The sequence below is a fragment of the Campylobacter sp. CCS1377 genome (assembly GCF_040008265.1).
Classification (GTDB): Bacteria; Campylobacterota; Campylobacteria; order Campylobacterales; family Campylobacteraceae; genus Campylobacter_D.
Genome location: NZ_CP155620.1, coordinates 125,883 through 143,563, shown reverse-complemented (window position 1 = coordinate 143,563; position 17,681 = coordinate 125,883). Strand labels below are relative to the sequence as shown.

Genomic DNA, 17,681 nt, shown 5'->3' with positions numbered 1-17,681 from the left:
TTCCTCAAACAGCGTCTATAAAATAAAAAGGTAAGTTATCTTCATTTAATTTCAATTTTTCAATATTTTCAGGCATAAAAAATTCGCCCGCCTTTTCTTTTTTAAGCAAAATCTTCCCTTCTTCAAAAACAAAACAAAAATGATTATTTGCACTAATTGGCTTAAAATCATTCAAACAAAAAGCATTAATAGCATATAAAGGAATGTTTTTTACTATACTTAAAGTTTTAAATGTCAAAAAACTTACCTTAATTCCCATATAAGAACCTGGTCCATTTGCATAAATGAGTTTTTGCACATCAAAATCTTGCAATAATTCATCTAGAATTTTAGGTAAAAATTCACTCGCTCTTTCATCACTTTGATATTTTTTCATTAAATTATTATTTTCATAAACGCCTAACATAATAGGTTTTGATAAGGCATTTAAAAGCAAACTAACTTTTTTTATGCAAATACCTTTTCATAAATTTTTGCTTGTTCTTTTTCAAGGGTGACAAGCTCATAAGCATCTTTATTTTTCAAAAGCTCTTTTGTTAAAAGATGATTTAATTTATGCGAACCTGCATAAGAAGTATAATCACCATACACTCTATAACCAAGCAAAGTCAAATCGCCAATAGCATCTAAAATTTTATGTCTTACAAATTCATCTTTAAAACGCAAACCCTCAGGATTTAAAATGCGATTTTCATCTACAATGATAGCATTTTCTAAGCTACCACCAAGTCCTAAATTCATAGCCCTTAAAGCCTTGACATCTTTTAAAAATCCAAAAGTCCTAGCTCTAGCTATATTTTCAATATAATTTTTTTTACTGAATTCAAAACTAAAACTTTGTTTAGCGATTATAGGGTTGTCAAATTTAATAGTATAATTAATTTTAGGGCATTGCGTTGGGCTAAGTCTTACAAATTTATCCCCATCTCTTACTTCAACATCTTTTTTAATAACCAAAATTTGTTTTGGTGCATCAAGTTCTTTGATTTTAGCTTCATCTAACATCATACAAAAACTCACACTACTGCCATCCATAATAGGCACTTCATTAGCATTCAAACAAATTCTAATATTATCAATACCATAAGCATTAATAGCACTCATTAAATGCTCTATTGTCGAAATATAACCCCTATCATCGCCAATTACAGTTGCCATTTGTGTATCAATCACATTATTTAAATCAGCTCTATAAGAAATATTCAAATCGCTTCTATAAAAAACGATTCCACTATTTGCCTCCAAAGGCTCGAGAACTATTTCAATAGGTTCGCCTTTATGAAGTCCTATCCCTACACCTTTAACAATATTTGAAATAGTTAATTGATTCATTTTATTTCACCTAAAATAATTTTTTTTCCATCTTCCAAAACTTTATAAATATTATTATTCATCCAATTTACATCTTGCCATTGCTCTGGACGCGTTTCAATTCCTTGCACTAAAACACCAAAATGCAAATGATCGCCCAAAGCAAGTCCGCTAACACCTGTATTTGCAACTATATCTTTTGCATGTACCGTATCGCCCACCTCAACATCTTTTGACGAACAATGTCCATAAAGCGTATAGACACCCAAACCATGATAAATAATAATATTTAAACCATAAATTCCATTCTCTTCAGCAAAAACAACTTTGCCATCATTATTTGCAATAATATTATCCCTTGCAACGCTGGCTAAATCAAGTCCCATATGATAAGAATCGCTAACAAATTTTCCTTCATAATGATAATACCTATGATCGGCAAAATCTGCTACCTTCATACTATTTTTCAAAGGAGTAAAAAGATTAAATTTTATATTATGCTCTATTTTTTCCTCAGGTATTTCTGAAGTGATTTTGTGGATAGTTTCTTCATCAGAAAGCCTTAGTGTTTCATTAACAAACTTAAATTTTTGCAAACGATCAAAATTGCTTCCTTGTGGAGCATATTGATTTGCTAAATCTTCGATTTTACCATCTAAAAATCTATCAGTTAAACTAATATTTGAAACCCTGTATTTACGATTTGTAAGATAATATCTAATACGCTCTTTTGTTATATTTCCTGCTTTATCACTTGCGACCACATAAGCCCTAAATTGTTCTTCTCTTGCATCCCAAGCAATCAAAGCTACATAATAACCCTCTTTGATATAAGGAGTAACTTTAAATTTTTTACCCTTATTATCTTCAATATAAAGCTCTGCTAAATTTTCATCTTTTGCCTCAAAAACAACACTAGCTGCGCCACCTTGTTCTATTTGATAAGAATTACTTAAAATCTGCACATTAGGTTTTTTGTTATCTACGGTGATAGAAACAATCTTGGTTGCTTTGTTGCCTGCAAAAAAATTCCAAAAACTAGAATCACTTGCTTCAATCTCCATAACATATGAATTTACTTTTTCCTTGAAACCAACCTTTGGCAAAGGAATTTGTAAATTAATATCTTTTTTATTCTGAATATTTGAATCCCACAATACTGCACCTACATCATTAATATCTTTTTTAAGAGTTACTTTAATATTTTTCAAATTTGAATCTTTATCCGCAACTCTTACCACAATAGGATCGACCAAATTGCTATAAATATGATCAGGAATATCAATTTCTGGCTTATTTTGTTCAAAAATATTCAACTGAGTTATACCAACCCCAGCTGCAATAACCAAAATAAAAAACAATATTATAAAAGATTTATTTTTCCTTCTTGCCATACATTTTAACCTATAGTTTATTTTTCGCCAAGAATTCTATATCAAATATGTAAATAATTATAAAACTTATAAAATTTCCCTTAAAGTGTTTGCTCTCTTCATCCACGCATACAACTCATCCTTATCGGCATTTTCTAGCATTTTCTTGCAACGATCCAATTCTTTTTGAAAACATTCTATACTAGAAAGTATATTCTCTTTATTTTGCTCAAAAATACCTCCCCACATATCAGGATTTGATTTTGCAATCCTACACATGCCCTTAAAAGAAGGACCACCTAAATGGGCTATGTTTCTTTTATCCTCTTCTTTCATTACATAATTTGCTAAAGAAAAGCTAATTACATGGGGTAAATGCGAAATAATGGCTGTATGATGATCGTGTGCAACACTATCCATAAATACAATTCTCATCCCCAAATGCGAAAAAATTTCCACTGCTCTTTTCTGATGCAAATCATCAGCCACTTCACTATCACAAAGCACACAAACCGCATCTTTATAGAGTTCTTTAAAGGCCGCCTTTGGTCCGCTATTTTCTGTCCCTGCCATAGGATGAGCTGAGATGAAATTTTTCTTCAAACTTTGCGGCAGGGATTCTATAATTTTTCTTTTTGTGCTTCCAAGTTCTATAATCGTTGTTTTAAAAGAAATATCTTTTAAGGCCTGCAAAAGCTCCAAAATAGCATCAACAGGCACAGCCAAAAAGACTATATCGCACTCCTCAAGCCTATCAAGAGTGATAAGCTCATGCACGAGTTGTAATTCCAAAGCTTGTTTTTCATTCTCTTTACTTTTATCATAACCATAAACCGTGCTGATTAATTTATTTTCTTTTAAACAAAGTCCAAGCGAACCGCCCATCAATCCAAGTCCTATAATAGCAACCTTCATAATAATTTCACCCTTTAAATAAATTGTTAAATTTTTTTTGCTATTATAGCGAGTTTATTAATCAAAATTAGGTAAGACATAATGAAAAAAATCTTAAATTTATGCCTATTATGTAGTATTTCTTCAGCTGCTGTTATAAAAGAAATTCGGTTTTCTAATCTTTCTTATCTTTCAGCAGAAACTGCGAGTCAAATTTCTGGCTTAAAAATTGGCGAAGAAATCGACGAAGCAAAAATCAATCAAGCTATTCTAAATTTATATAATCAAAATTATTTTAGCGACATTGTTGTTGAAGAAAAAAATGGAATTTTAAATTTTAAATTCACAGAAAAGCTTACTATTGCAAAAATCAATATTAACGGTATAGCATCAAATGACCGCAAACAAATTGATCAAGTTTTAGGCATCAAAAAAGGAATTTTATATGATGAAAATTCAGTCAAAGATGCCGCTGAAAAGATTAAAATGTTTTATGAGTCCAAAGGCTATTTTGATACCATAGTAGAAATAGAAAAAGAAAAACTTAGCAATTCTGAAGGTTTGGAATTAACTTTTATCGTAAATCGCGGCGAAAACATTACTATAGAGAATTTTTATCTTAGTGGAAGCGACAAGCTATCTTATTCAGATATTGAACCTGCAGTTAGCAATAAAAAAAGAGAATTTATGGGTTGGATGTGGGGTAGAAATAGCGGAGAGTTGAAAATTTTTGATCTTGAAAATGATAGCTCTAGAATCGCTGATGAATACATGAAAAAAGGCTATCTTGATATTAAAGTTTCTCCTGCTTATCTTAAAACTTATACCGATACCTATAAGGCTGATTTGACTTATTATATCAAAGAAGGAAAACCTTATAAAATCAAAAGTATTTCTATCGAAAATCCTGTATTTAGTTCTGAAGAAAATGTACAAAAAGTGCAAGATTTAAAATCAAGCGTAGGTAAAACCATTAATATAGAAAAAGTCAGACAAGATATCAAATCCATAGAAACAGATACTGCAAACTTAGGCTATGCCTTCGTTCAAGTCATTCCCGATATTCAAAAAAATGAAATAGATAGTGAAGCGAGTATAATTTTTAGAGTTATTCCAAATGAAAAAGTTTTTATAAGAAATGTTATCATCTCAGGAAATTCAAGAACAGCAGATAAAATCATCAGACGCGAACTTTATCTTACAGAAGGAAATTTATACCACAGAAGTGATTTGACGGACTCAAGAAATGCTTTGAGGAGAACTTCTTACTTCGAAGATGTGAATATCAAAGAAGAAAGAGTGGATGACACTCACATGGATTTAATTGTCGAAGTTAAAGAAACTTCAACCGGAACCATATCGGGGGGTATAGGATATGGATCTAGCGATGGTTTGCTTTTAAATGCTTCTTTGTCAGATACAAATATTTTTGGCTCAGGCATCAAAAGCTCTATTAATGTTGATAAAGACGATGATATGCTCTCAGGGAGAATCAGCATAACAAACCCAAGAGTTAGAGACTCTAAATACAGTCTTGGTGGTGCTGTTTATGCCAATGACTACGACTGGGATAATTATTATGAAAAAAGTTACGGCTTTGAAATTACAGCAGGAAGATTGCTCACAAGACATCTTAGTGCAAGCCTTACTTATAATCTTGAACAAAGTGATATCTATCATCTTAGTGATACCTTGTTGCGTTCGGGCTACAAATTAGGTAAAAGCATTAAAAGCTCAATCATCCCAGCACTAACCTTTAATAATACAGATGATTATTATTTGCCACGATCAGGCATTATTGCATCAACAAGTCTTGAATTTGCAGGAGTTGGCGGAGATCAGCAGTTCTTATCTTCTAGTTCTAGTTTTAATTTTTACCAAGGTCTTGAAGAATATATAGGCTGGGATTTGATTTACCGCTATAAAGCTAATTTATATAAGGTCTGGGATCAAGGATACTTGCCAATTAACGAAAGATTTTATTTAGGAGGCATACGTTCTATTCGTGGCTTTGAAAGCCGTACTGTTAGCCCAAAAAACCAATGGGGAGATGAAATAGGCGGAACAATTGCTTTTGCAAACTCCGTCGAACTCAGCTTTCCGCTAATCAATCGTATTAAATTAAGAGGTAGTGTCTTTTTTGACTATGGTATGATAGGAAAAAGTAGAATTGATGAAATTCAACGCTACAGCACAGGTGTTGCACTTGAATGGATTACTCCAATTGGACCTTTGCAACTTGTATTCGCTAAACCTCTAAACGACAAAAAAGGCGATGATACCAATTCCTTTGAATTTATGCTAGGAACAAGATTTTAACAACAGGTGAATTTATGAATTTTGCAGACATTTTTTCAAAAATTAGACGAAAGCAATCCAGTCCTCATGAAGCTCCAAATCATTGGATTAAGTGCGGAAGTTGCCATTCTTTAATGTATTATAAAGAAATTGAAGCTTGTTTTAATGTATGTCCAAAGTGTGGTTTTCATATGAGAATTTCTCCTAAAAAAAGAATAGAAATATTAAGTGATGAAAATACCTTTGTTGAACATGATGTAAATTTACAAGCCATCGATCCGCTAAAATTTGTGGATAGTAAATCTTACAAAAAACGCTTAAGCGAGAGTTTTGAAAAAACTGGGCGCAATAGTGCTGTTATTAGCGGAGAATGCTTGATTAATGGACTTAAAATTCAACTTGTCGTATTTGATTTTTCTTTTATGGGTGGAAGTTTAGGGTCTGTTGAAGGTGAAAAAATCGTTCGTGCAGTCCAAAGAGCCATTACAGATAAAACGCCTCTTGTTATCATCAGTGCAAGCGGGGGTGCTAGAATGCAAGAAAGCACTTATTCTTTAATGCAAATGAGCAAAACAAGCGCTGCCTTAAAACTTTTAAGTAAAGAAAAACTTCCTTATATTAGCATTTTAACAGATCCTACCATGGGCGGGGTGAGTGCTTCTTTTGCTTGGCTTGGGGATTTAATCATCGCTGAACCAGGTGCCTTAGTGGGTTTTGCAGGCGCAAGGGTGATTAAACAAACCATAGGTGCAGATTTACCCGAAGGCTTTCAAAGAGCTGAATTTTTACTTGAACACGGTTTAATTGATGGTATTGTCGCAAGAAATAATCACAAGCAATATATCTATGATATGTTAAAATTATTTTCTAGGAATTAACTTGCAAATCAATATTTTCTCCATACAAAAAAATGATAAAGAATTTGATGAGCTTAAACATAAATACATCAAACTTTTAAAACCTTATGCTGTTGTAAATGATACTTATATATATAATAAACATATTACGCATGCTCAAAATTTAGGTGCAAAAGAAGCCAAAAAAAGCTATGGAGAAGCTTTAAATCCTTATAAAAAAGGTTTTTGCATAGTATTAGATGAAAATTCCAAAGAAGTGAATAGCATAGAATTTGCAAATTTACTCAAAGATAAAAATGAAATATCATTTTTCATAGGTGGAGCTTATGGCTTAAGTAAAGACTTTATTGCGAGTTTTGATTTGGCTATCTCTTTAAGCCGTCTTACTTTGGCACACAAATTTGTGAAAATTTTATTATTAGAGCAAATTTATCGTGGTTTTTGCATCAATCATGCACACCCATATCATAAATAGGAAAAAACATGGAAAAATCAAAACTTTCTTTTTTTAAGCAAATTTTAGAAGATAGAAAAATTGCTATTTATAATCACCTCAATGTCAATGTAGAAGAAATTGAATCTTTGCACAATAGCGAGCCTAGTGATAATGTAGATTTTTCATCTATCAATACAAGTTCTCAAATCGAACAAACCATCAACTCAAATTTAAAATTAGAATTAAGTGAAATTGATATCGCTCTTGCAAAAATTAAAGATGGAGAATATGGAATTTGCGAGTCGTGCAATGATGATATTCACATTGAAAGACTAAAGATTAAACCTCATGCAAGATACTGCATCAATTGCAGAGAAAATTTTGAAAAGGAAAGAAAATATGAGAATTAAATTATTTATTCTTGCAAGTTTAATTTATATTCTCTTATTAAGCATTTTTACTTTTAAACTAAATCTTGGTAATTACACGCTTAGTCTTGGTGCCAATGCTTTTGATTTACCTGTGGTTTTATGGCTCATTTTGCCTGTGCTTATATTTTTCATTTTTACCCTTTTACATATGAGTTTTTATAGTTTTTTAAAATATATTAATTTTAAAAATTTTTCCAAAGACGCACAAAAATTTGCAATATTTATTGAAGATTTACTGCTTGAAAAAGACAGCAAAATTAAATTTAAAACAAAAGAATTTCAAAACAGCGCAGAACTTGTTATAAGTTTAAAAAAAGCTCAAAAAGCTCAAAATTTTGCAAAAATCAATGAAATTTTAGATATTTTAGAAAAGCTGCACAAAGGCGAATATCTCGATCTTAAGAAATTTAAGTTAAATCAAGACAATCCTCTATCAATTTTAAATGAAAAAAATCTCATTTCAACAGATATTCACTACGCTTTTAATAAAATTAAAGGCAAAGATGAAAGCAAAAATGATCTTGATGTTTTTGCTTTTAATTGTTTGCTAGAAAAAGGCGAATATGCACAAATAAAAACTATTAAAATTCAAAAAAATTCTGGACAAATTATCAATCTCATTAAGCGCTTTAAAGCTGGAAATTTAGACTTAAATGCTGCAGAATTTGAAGTGCTTTTAAGTCATTCAAATTTAAATGAAAAAGAATATTTAGAAGTTGCAAAGATGAGCGTTAAACTTTTAAACCCTGATGCGATTTTAGGAATTTTTACTAAGATTAAGAACGAAAAAAACGAAGCTTTAAGGGCACATTTATATCTTTTGGCTGAATTTGGACTAATAGAAGATTTAAGAGAGCAAATCAAAGATGAAGCAAAATTTAGCGATTTTAAAGCCTTTTTAATACTGCGTGAAAAAAATATCAAAATCGATTTAAACCAACTCATACAATGATAAATTTTAGCGAAAAACCTTTATTTTTAGCACCTATGGCAGGTTTTTCTGACTTGCCTTTTCGCAATGTGGTAAAAAAATTTGGTGCAGATGTAACCATAAGCGAAATGATAAGTTCTAATGCTCTAGTTTATGAAAGTTCAAAAACTCTACATATGCTAGAAAGAGCCGAGCTTGAAAGTCCTTATATCGTCCAAATTGCAGGCGGTGACAAGGAAGTATTAAAAAAAGCAGTTAAAATGCTAAATGAGATGGATTTTGTTGATGGGATTGATTTTAACTGTGGTTGTCCTGTAAATAAAGTCGTTAAACAATGTGCTGGTAGCGCTTTACTAGAAAATTTAGAACTTTTTAAAAGTCTTGTAGGAGTGATTAAAGAAAATAACAAAAAAAGCCTTACAAGTGTTAAATTTCGCCTTGGATTTAATGAAAAATACCCTGAAAAAATGGCTAAAATTTGTGAAAGTTTGGGGGTAGATTTTATAAGCATTCATGGACGCACAAGAAAGCAGCTTTATAGTGGAAAAGCCGATTATAAATCCATTGCTAGTGCTAAAGAAAGCGTGAAAATTCCCGTTGTTGCAAATGGTGATATTAACGCACAAAATGCCACGGAAGTCTATGAAATCACAAAATGCGATGGACTGATGATAGGGCGTGCAAGCGTTGGAAATCCTTGGATATTTTATGAAATTAAAAGCGGTAAAAGCGTAGATGAGAATTTAAAAAAACAAATCATACTCACACATTTTGATGAAATGATTAAGCATTATAAAGAGCAAGGTGTAAGCATATTTCGCAAGCATTTGCACGAGTATTCTAAAGGCCACAAAGACGCTTCAGCCTTTAGAGATAGCGTGAATCGCATTGATGATGCCAAAGAAATGAGAAAAAAAATAGAAGATTTTTTTTAACAAAGGAGAAAAAATGAAATATTTTATTATTTGCATTTTGCTAATTCCTAATTTATTATTAGCTTTGGGTGGGGCAAGTGGAACCAAAACCAACTGGGAAATTCAAGGCAAAATTGGCACAATTAAGCTCAATCCCTACGGCTTGTCGCCACTGACTGCAATCATTACCAATGGCGGATATGAGTTAAGTGATATTAAAGTAAGCATAGTTCCAAAACCCAATGGACAAGCACTCGATTATAGCGTGAGTGATCAATTGGCCAAAACCCATGGCGGTATTCCTATTTTTGGTCTTTATTCTTCTTATACTAATACAATCAAAGTGAGTTATACAAAAAAATTTGCAGGAAAAAGCGAAAAAATAAATGATGAAATTTATAAAATCACAACTGCTGGTATTGCCCTTGAACCAAGCGGAATTATGGCTCAAACAGGTATTCCTTTTCAAAGCGTAAAGATTTTAAAGCTTGAAAAAGAATTTAAAGACAGGCTTTATCTAGTCAATAATGTCCCCGGAAAACAACTCTCCAAAGGTTCGCAAAGTGTTTGGAATAATCCAATCGGTGGTGCTATGGAATGGGATGAAAACTCCAATGTTTTTATCATAGATACAATGGGAGAAATTCGCTGGTATTTCGATCATGATAAATTAATGGATTGGGATAATATTTATAAACGCGGCATTATGATGGGTTTTAGGCAAAATGAAGATGGGGCACTGACTTGGGGATTTGGACAAAGATATGTGAAATATGATGTTTTAGGACGTGAAATTTTCAACCGCAAACTTCCTTTAAACTATATCGATTTTTCACATGCCCTAGATACCATGCCAAATGGGCACTACCTTTTGCGCGTTGCTTCGGTCAATGTTTTGCGTGAAGATCTTAAAAATGTTCGCAGTGTTAGAGATGTGATTATTGAAATTGATGAAAATGGCAATGTAGTGGATGAGTGGAGATTATTTGAAATTCTTGATCCTTATCGTAGCACTATTATCAAGGTTTTAGATCAGGGCGCAGTATGTCTTAATATAGATCCTAGTCAAATTGGCAAAACCCTTAGCGAAGCCGATTTAGTTAAAATGGATACAGAAGATAAATTTGGAGATATTGCAGGCGTTGGAGTTGGAAGAAACTGGGCTCATGTTAATAGTATTGATTATGATCCAAGCGATGATAGCATCATCATCTCAAGCCGCCATCAAAGTGCAATTGTAAAAATTGGACGCGATAAAAAAATCAAATGGATACTTTCAGCACACAAAGGCTGGAGCGATAAATTCAGACCCTATTTACTCAAACCTATAAATTCGCAAGGCAAAAGCATAGAATGCAAAGATGATTTTAGTAAATGTCCTGGTTTTTTTGATGCAAAAGGCGGTTTTGATTTTACTTGGACTCAACATACAGCTTGGAGAATAGACTCAAAATCAGATAAAAGATATATCTATATCACCGCTTTTGATAACGGAGATGCTAGAGGAGCAGCGCAGGCTATTTTTGCAGATGAAAAATACAGCCGTGCAGTGGTTTATAAAATCGATCAAAAAAATAAAACCGTAGAGCAAATTTGGGAATATGGCAAACAAAGAGGCAAAGAGTGGTTTTCTCCTGTGACTTCGCTAAGCGAATATCAAAAAGATAAAAATTCGATTTTTGTGTATTCAGCCACAGCAGGAATGAATTTTGATCTAAAAAATGGAAAAAGTATTGGTGAAGCTAGACCTGAGATTGATGAATTTAAATGGGGCGCAAAAGAACCTTCTGTACAAATTCAATTTTTTGGCACAGGTATGGGCTATCAAGCTATGCCTTTTGACTTAAATAAAGCTTTTAAATAATCACAAACCTTCTTTAATGATGAGATAAAGTTTTTCTATCTCATCATTATCAAAAATCGCACTATTTTTGTTTGTATAAAATTCTATTAATTTTTTTTGCTCAAATTTATAACTAAAAGCACAATGCTCATGTGCGGGTAAAAATGCCCTTAAAAGTGTGATATCGCCTTGAATTTTTTCATCGCAAGCAAAACATATGAAATCTTTATGAAGTCTTCCTTCAAATTCTAAAATTTTAAGGTAAGCGTCTACAATCACGCGTTTTGGATTTTGTTTTTTAAAACGCTTTATACACTCTTCTAAAAGCTCAAAATAAAAACCATCTAAATGCTCCACATCTTTTAAATGCCAATAAAAAAGTCTAATAAATTCTTGCCAAAAAAACATTTTTTCTCTATCTAAAATCCACTCAAAACCTATATGCAATACATCTTTTAATCTTGGTAAAAATCTAGAACTTTCCTCTAACTCAAAGTCAATCTTATAACCACTTAAAATACTAGAATGCCTCATACCATAAAATCTATAAGATTTAATCACACTCTTAGGACTTAAAATATACACGATTAAATCTTCATCTTTTACGCTTTGCGTGTGGAGTATAAAGCCTTGCATAATTATTTTTAACTTGAAATTTGCTCTGAATTTGATTTTAAAATTTTAGCAAAAATATGGATTTTGATTTTAAGTTTTTCTTCATCAATAAAGTATTGATTCTCCTTACAGACATCGTTTGCCTCTAAAATAAAAAATAAAAGTCCCGCTTTTATGATAGCTTGTTTTTTAATCTCATCATTTTTTTTAATTTTTTCTACATTATCAAGATCTGACTTGTCTCCATAATGCCCACCACCATTAAATTCTAACACCGCAAAAGGCTTGGTTGTTTTGTTTTTAAAATCTTTAATCACAAACAAAAAATCAATTATTAAATTTGAATAAGCCTTCCAAACTTCGCTTTCTTCTTCGTTTTTTAAAAAACTTTTGAGTGAAATTTGCGGAAAAACAATGAAATTATTCTTAATATCTTCACAAAAAATCAACTCTTTGTAAATCATAAATTCTTGCAAGCCCATTAATTTATCACTAGCCAAGATGTTATGATTTTTAATTAATTCTAACTTATATTCTTGGCTTTTTTTATATTCTATTTCTTCATCTTCTTGTCTTTTTTGCTCTAAAAAAAAATGATTTTTAAGTTTTCTTTCTTGTTCTTTTTGACTTTGTTCTAAAATGATTTTGTTTAAATTCTGATTTGTTTTTTCTTTATTATAATTTATAAAAAGCAAAATAAAAATAATGATAAATAGTATTATTATAAAAAATATCATTTAACTTCACACTAGTTCAACACCATAAGCTTTTAATAAATCAAAGGCTGATTTTTCTAAATTTTCATCAAAACTTGCACTTAAATTTTGATGGAGCACAAGCCTTGCATTGGGCTTTGCGCTAAAAGCTAAAATGATGTTACAAAATACACAGATATGTGAAACAAGTCCAGCAAAATGGATTTCTTCATATTCACTTTTTGCAATAAAATTTGCAAATTCTAAACTTCCAAAAGTATTTTTATAAAAAATTTTATGTGCTTTTTGCAAAAAAGGTTCAAAAACTTCTGGCATTTGCCAACCAAAACTTTCTTTTATGCAGTGTTTGATAGGCAAATTTATGCCCTCTTTGCTCTTTAAATAATTTTCATCGTGTGTATCATAGGTAAAAAGCAAATGCGTGGTATTAAAATCGAGTTTGCTAAGCTCATTAATGATATTTTCTTTAATTTCTAAAGCTTTTTCAAAACCCAAACTTCCATCAATAAAATCATTTTGATAATCTATCACAACAAACGCTTTTTTCATTTCAAATCCAAAAGAAATTTAATTATTATTTAGCCAAAAACTCTCGGTGTGTAAATTTGAGAAAGCGGTTTTTAGACTTGTAAAAAGTTTAGGATGTTCTTTTTCTAAATTAGCTAAAAGTTGCTTTGCTTCTTCTCTTGCATGTGGAAATTTGACATTTTTTTCACTTAATTTCATACCTGGACAAAATTCATTTCCTATTACGCTAAGCTCATTTTGCGTGGCATTATCTCTAAGCTGTCTTTCACGCACAAAAATCAAAGGACGGATCACTGTAATACCGCGTTTACTTTTATATATAGGCGCTAGAGTTCTTAAAGCTCCATTGTGGATAAAATTCATAAAAAAACTTTCCACTGCATCGTCTAAATGATGTGCAATAGCTAGTTTATTAAAACCTTTTTCAAGTGCATAAGTGTATAAAGCTCCGCGACGCATTCTTGAAAAATAACTACAAAAACTCGAATTTTCTCTTATCGTATCGCCTGAAACTTCATAAATATTAGAATCAATTATACTATGCTTAATACCATGTTCTTCACAATGTGCATGAAGTGCTGAATAATCCTCGCCCATACCATAGCTCAAAGTTGTTGCTTCAAGCTCAAATTTAAAAGGAGCATGAGCTTGCATTCTTTTTAAAAGATGAGCCAAAGCTAAAGAATCTTTTCCACCGCTAAGCCCTAAAAGGACTTTATCTCCGTCTTTTATAAGATTAAATTTCGCATTAGCCTGTGCGACTTGGCGTATTAATTTCTTACTAAGATTTATCATAATTTCTCACACATCTTAAGTACAAAATTCGCTGAAATTTTAGCAGAATTAATCACGAATTCATCAAAATCAAATTCAGCCTTTTCTCCAGCCTTATCACTCATCGCTCTTAAAATAAAACAGGGCACCTTTAAAGCGTCACACACTAAAGCTACACTAGCACCTTCCATTTCACAAGCATCAGCATTAAAAATTTCTCTAATTTTTGCTTTTTTGGCTTCATCACAGATAAATTCATCGCCTGTTGCAATAATTCCTGCACGAAGTTTTATATTTAACTCTTTTGCTACTTCTAGGGCAAGATTATTTAATTTATCATTTGTTTTAATGAAAATTTCATTTCCCGGAACAAAACCCAAAGGATGACCAAAAGCTGTAATATCAAGATCGTATTGTACTAGTTTGGTTGCATAAAGTAAATCACCTATTTCAAGCTCTGGATTAAAAGCTCCTGCAACTCCGGTAAAAAGTAAAACTTGTGCACCAAATTTTTCTATCATCACACTAGCGCTTAGAGTTGAATTTACCTTGCCTATCTTAGAATAAGCAAGAATAAGTTCGTGATTTTTATAATTTGCAAAATAATAAGTATTATTTGCGTATTCTAATTTTGTATAATCTTTTAGCGTTTCAAGCAAAGGGGTAATCTCTTCGCTCATTGCACCTAAAATCGCTATTTTCATTTATAAAACCTTTAAAAATTCATCAATATCATTTAAATTTGTCAAAGAATAAGTTTCTTTTGCGGTGATTTTTTTATTTAAACCCTTAAGTACACTTGCACCAAATTCCACAAAAAAATCCACTTCCTCTTCGTAAGCTTTAATACTCTGTTTATAAAGCACAGGAGAGATGAGTTGTGCTTTTAACAATAAAAGCGCTTCTTCCTTGCTTGTGTAAGCCTTTGCATTTGCATTAGAAATTACGGGATTAAAATTTGTTTTTAATACCTTTTCAAGTTCTACGCAAAGCTTAGCTGAAGCATTTTCTAAAAGCGGACAATGGCTTGCAACACTCATATTTAAAAGCATAGCTCTTTTAGCGCCTGCTAATTTAAATTCACTTTCAAAGCTTGTCAAATCAGCCCTTAAGCCTGCTGCTACAATTTGTCCATCGCAATTATAATTGGCTGCAAAAATTTGCTTATTTTTATCTCTAGCTTTCTTACAAAGCTCTTCTACCTTGCCATCATCAAGTCCCAAAATCACCATCATACCCGCTTCAACTTTTGCGCAATCTTCTTGCATAAATAATCCTCTTTTATTCACAAGCAAAATGCTTTCTAAAAAATCAAACGCACCACTAATTGCCAAAGCTGAAAATTCACCCAAAGAATGTCCTAGTGCAAATTTAGCTTTTAAATCAGGTTTTTTTTCTAGTAAAGCAGTATAAGCCATAAGAGAATTTAAAAGTATAGCAGGTTGAGTGAATTCGCTTTTATTTAAGTCTTCATTTTGAGTAAATAGTAAATTTTTAAAATCAATTTTACAAAAATCACTTGCATTACCTAAAAGTTCTTTTGCGCCTTTAGAGTTTTCATAAAAATCTTTACCCATGCCAAGACTTTGAGAGCCTTGACCTGGAAAAATAAATGCGGCATTCATCTTAGTGGCAACCGCAACCACCGTGTCCGCCACCACCGCAGCATCCACCACCGCCATGCCCGTGATGATGATCATGTCCATGTCCGCTTCCACAACCGCAACTTCTGCTTCCTGCTATAATGCCTGTAAGAATTTCATCTTCGCTTGCAGCTCTAGCATCTACAATGTTTAGAGAAAATAGTAAGTCGCGTCCTGCATAAGGATGATTATAATCAATTGTTACATCGTTTTCGCCGATTTCTTTTACACTCACACGAACGGTTTCGCCATTTTCGCCCTCTCCAAAAAGCTCCATGCCTATTTTTAAATCAATGCCAGCAAATTGCTCTTTTGGCAAAGTTTGGATCGCATTTTCATCGTATTCGCCTAAACCCTTATCTTTTTTAATGATAACATCAGCATTGCTAGGACAATCAAGCTTCATCACTTCTTCTTCCAAACTTTCTAAAATTTGTCCTTTACCTAAAATAAATGAGATAGGTTCTGCATACAAATTTGATTCTAAAACCTCATTAGTATTTGCATCTTTTAATTCGTAAAACATCGACACTACACTATTTTTTTCTATAGCCATTTTTTTCTCCTTACTTTTTATTTTCTATCTGGGGAAGCTTTTGCTTCAGGTGATTTTGGATAATTAGTTTTTAGAGCTTTATAAAAGCTATTTGCATTTTGAACATCACCAATTTTATCTAACGAAATAGCTGTATGATATAAAAGCTTTGGAGTAAAACTATTTTTTGAACTAATCATAGAGCTTTTTTTATAATAAGTAATAGCCTCATGATAATTTCCTTGCTTATATTCAATTTCTCCGAGATAAAAATTTGACTCAGAAGGTTTGTGTTTATAAACAATTAAAAGTTCAAATTTTTCCTTAGCTTCTTTAAATTTTGAATCTTCAACCTCTCTAATAGCAAGTTCCATAATTTCTCTTGGGGTCTTTTGCTTCCAAGAATTATCCACCACAGGTGCTTGATAAGATTGATTTAGATTTTCTTGTGTAACATTATTTTCAACCAAAACATCTTGTGATACACTTGTATTATTAGAATCTTCTAAAATTCCGATTTGCGAAGTAATATTTTTATCAGAAATATTAACTACTGGCTTTACTGTTTGGTTAGAAGTAATGGTTGTTTTAATATTTGCACTTTGATTAACATCAACTTTTTTTGACATATAATTACTATTAATAGAATCCACAAGCTGACTAAGCTCCATAAGAACTTTTTTAAACTGTTGATTATTTGCTTCTTGAATTCTTCTACTTTCTTCAACATAAATTTTTAAATTCTGAATTTCTTGAGATAAATTTGCATCATTACTGCTTAAATTTGCATCTTCTATCCTACTAAGACGCACATCTGTTTTTGCATATTGCAAGTTAATACCTTCGATAATACTCTGCAAACCATCTATTTTTTCACTCAAAATATTAATTTGCGAATTAACTTGGGAATATCCATTATCTAAAATATCTAATTTCTCTTTAAATACTTTTTCGTTAGGCGTTAAACCATAAGGCGATGAATTTTGCAAATTTCCTGCATCAAAAGCTGAAGTTTCTGCATAAAGAAGTGTAGCTCCAAAAAGAGCTACTGCTAAAATATACTGTTTCATTTAGCTAAAACAAACTCCGCACGTCTATTTTGTGCATCACAAGACTTAGTTCTATCTGTACATACTGGATTAGTTTCTCCATAGCTTTTTACTGCAATTCTGTTTGCATTTACGCCTTGAGAAACTAGAGATTCTTTAACCGCTTTAGCTCTTTTTAATCCCAAAGCTTGGTTATACTCATCTGTTCCCCATTCATCACAATTGCCTTCAACTGTGATTTGTGCTTCTTGCACTTCATTATTAAAAATATTTGCATTGTTTCTTACAACCGAATACATATCAGCTCTAACATTAAATCTATCAAAATCAAAATAAACTTTTCCTAAAGTATTATTTAATCTATCAATCTTAGCATCGATATTCTCAAATTTATCAGCTCCACCTGTTCCACGTCCAGAACTTACATCAGAACCACCACTTACACTAGCGCTTTTTGAACTACAACCACTTACAATAATTGCAAATGCTGCAACAGAAGCAAAAAGAATTTTTTTCATTTTGTAAACCTTTCA

At 31.8% G+C, this 17,681-nt stretch carries 20 protein-coding genes; 7 read left to right on the top strand and 13 right to left on the bottom strand.

Features of this window, described 5'->3' with window-relative positions:
• Nucleotides 1-4: 4 nt before the first annotated feature.
• From AAH949_RS00785 to AAH949_RS00770, 4 genes are all read right to left on the bottom strand, one after another.
• On the bottom strand, nt 5-406 hold the full coding sequence (locus AAH949_RS00785) for a tRNA threonylcarbamoyladenosine biosynthesis protein TsaB (protein ID WP_348519168.1): 402 nt from the start codon (nt 404-406) through the stop codon (nt 5-7).
• 41 nt (nt 407-447) lie between these two features.
• The gene (gene lpxC, locus AAH949_RS00780; RefSeq protein WP_134238315.1) at nt 448-1,332 is read right to left on the bottom strand and encodes a UDP-3-O-acyl-N-acetylglucosamine deacetylase; all 885 of its coding nucleotides are present in this window, start codon (nt 1,330-1,332) and stop codon (nt 448-450) included.
• Nucleotides 1,329-2,705, bottom strand: a complete 1,377-nt coding sequence (locus tag AAH949_RS00775) for a M23 family metallopeptidase (RefSeq protein WP_348518683.1) — start codon at nt 2,703-2,705, stop codon at nt 1,329-1,331. The genes lpxC and AAH949_RS00775 overlap by 4 nt, the downstream gene beginning before the upstream one ends.
• 66 nt (nt 2,706-2,771) lie before the next feature.
• The gene (locus tag AAH949_RS00770) at nt 2,772-3,599 is read right to left on the bottom strand and encodes a prephenate dehydrogenase (RefSeq protein ID WP_348518682.1); all 828 of its coding nucleotides are present in this window, start codon (nt 3,597-3,599) and stop codon (nt 2,772-2,774) included.
• An 81-nt stretch (nt 3,600-3,680) separates the two neighbouring features.
• Between AAH949_RS00770 and bamA the strand changes: the two genes are divergently transcribed.
• The 7 genes from bamA to AAH949_RS00735 are packed head-to-tail and all read left to right on the top strand — an operon-like array spanning nt 3,681 to nt 11,309.
• A complete protein-coding gene (bamA, locus tag AAH949_RS00765) occupies nt 3,681-5,897 on the top strand; it encodes an outer membrane protein assembly factor BamA (RefSeq protein ID WP_348518681.1) in 2,217 nt (738 codons plus the stop codon).
• 14 nt (nt 5,898-5,911) lie between these two features.
• Complete coding sequence (gene accD / locus AAH949_RS00760) at nt 5,912-6,754, top strand: acetyl-CoA carboxylase, carboxyltransferase subunit beta (protein WP_134238311.1); 843 nt, start codon at nt 5,912-5,914, stop codon at nt 6,752-6,754.
• A 1-nt stretch (nt 6,755) separates the two neighbouring features.
• Nucleotides 6,756-7,208: a 23S rRNA (pseudouridine(1915)-N(3))-methyltransferase RlmH gene (locus AAH949_RS00755; RefSeq protein ID WP_134238310.1), complete on the top strand. Its 453-nt coding sequence runs from the start codon at nt 6,756-6,758 to the stop codon at nt 7,206-7,208.
• An 8-nt stretch (nt 7,209-7,216) separates the two neighbouring features.
• Nucleotides 7,217-7,579 carry an RNA polymerase-binding protein DksA gene (gene dksA / locus AAH949_RS00750; RefSeq protein ID WP_134238309.1) on the top strand — a complete coding sequence of 121 codons (363 nt, stop codon included), beginning with the start codon at nt 7,217-7,219 and terminating at the stop codon, nt 7,577-7,579.
• Nucleotides 7,569-8,552, top strand: coding sequence for a hypothetical protein (locus AAH949_RS00745; protein ID WP_348518680.1), 984 nt, complete (start codon nt 7,569-7,571; stop codon nt 8,550-8,552). Before dksA ends, AAH949_RS00745 begins: the two co-directional genes overlap by 11 nt.
• The gene (locus AAH949_RS00740; protein ID WP_134238307.1) at nt 8,549-9,466 is read left to right on the top strand and encodes a tRNA-dihydrouridine synthase; all 918 of its coding nucleotides are present in this window, start codon (nt 8,549-8,551) and stop codon (nt 9,464-9,466) included. The genes AAH949_RS00745 and AAH949_RS00740 overlap by 4 nt, the downstream gene beginning before the upstream one ends.
• A gap of 13 nt (nt 9,467-9,479) precedes the next feature.
• Nucleotides 9,480-11,309, top strand: a complete 1,830-nt coding sequence (locus AAH949_RS00735; RefSeq protein WP_348518679.1) for an aryl-sulfate sulfotransferase — start codon at nt 9,480-9,482, stop codon at nt 11,307-11,309.
• Here the strand turns inward: AAH949_RS00735 and recO are convergent, their stop codons facing one another.
• The 9 genes from recO to AAH949_RS00690 are packed head-to-tail and all read right to left on the bottom strand — an operon-like array spanning nt 11,310 to nt 17,666.
• Complete coding sequence (recO, locus tag AAH949_RS00730; RefSeq protein ID WP_348518678.1) at nt 11,310-11,924, bottom strand: recombination protein RecO; 615 nt, start codon at nt 11,922-11,924, stop codon at nt 11,310-11,312.
• A gap of 8 nt (nt 11,925-11,932) precedes the next feature.
• The gene (locus tag AAH949_RS00725; protein WP_348518677.1) at nt 11,933-12,640 is read right to left on the bottom strand and encodes a DUF2726 domain-containing protein; all 708 of its coding nucleotides are present in this window, start codon (nt 12,638-12,640) and stop codon (nt 11,933-11,935) included.
• Nucleotides 12,641-12,646: 6 nt separating this feature from the next.
• Nucleotides 12,647-13,168, bottom strand: a complete 522-nt coding sequence (locus AAH949_RS00720; RefSeq protein ID WP_348518676.1) for a cysteine hydrolase family protein — start codon at nt 13,166-13,168, stop codon at nt 12,647-12,649.
• 18 nt (nt 13,169-13,186) lie between these two features.
• Nucleotides 13,187-13,942 carry an ATP-binding protein gene (locus AAH949_RS00715; protein WP_348518675.1) on the bottom strand — a complete coding sequence of 252 codons (756 nt, stop codon included), beginning with the start codon at nt 13,940-13,942 and terminating at the stop codon, nt 13,187-13,189.
• A complete protein-coding gene (pfs, locus tag AAH949_RS00710; protein WP_348518674.1) occupies nt 13,939-14,625 on the bottom strand; it encodes an aminodeoxyfutalosine nucleosidase in 687 nt (228 codons plus the stop codon). The genes AAH949_RS00715 and pfs overlap by 4 nt, the downstream gene beginning before the upstream one ends.
• Nucleotides 14,626-15,546, bottom strand: a complete 921-nt coding sequence (fabD, locus tag AAH949_RS00705) for an ACP S-malonyltransferase (RefSeq protein ID WP_348519167.1) — start codon at nt 15,544-15,546, stop codon at nt 14,626-14,628. It abuts the gene before it with no gap.
• 1 nt (nt 15,547) lies between these two features.
• Nucleotides 15,548-16,120, bottom strand: coding sequence for a peptidylprolyl isomerase (locus AAH949_RS00700; protein ID WP_134238300.1), 573 nt, complete (start codon nt 16,118-16,120; stop codon nt 15,548-15,550).
• Between the two features lie 17 nt (nt 16,121-16,137).
• Nucleotides 16,138-17,169, bottom strand: a complete 1,032-nt coding sequence (locus tag AAH949_RS00695) for a tetratricopeptide repeat protein (protein ID WP_348518673.1) — start codon at nt 17,167-17,169, stop codon at nt 16,138-16,140.
• On the bottom strand, nt 17,166-17,666 hold the full coding sequence (locus tag AAH949_RS00690) for an OmpA family protein (RefSeq protein WP_134238298.1): 501 nt from the start codon (nt 17,664-17,666) through the stop codon (nt 17,166-17,168). Before AAH949_RS00690 ends, AAH949_RS00695 begins: the two co-directional genes overlap by 4 nt.
• Nucleotides 17,667-17,681 lie beyond the last annotated feature (15 nt).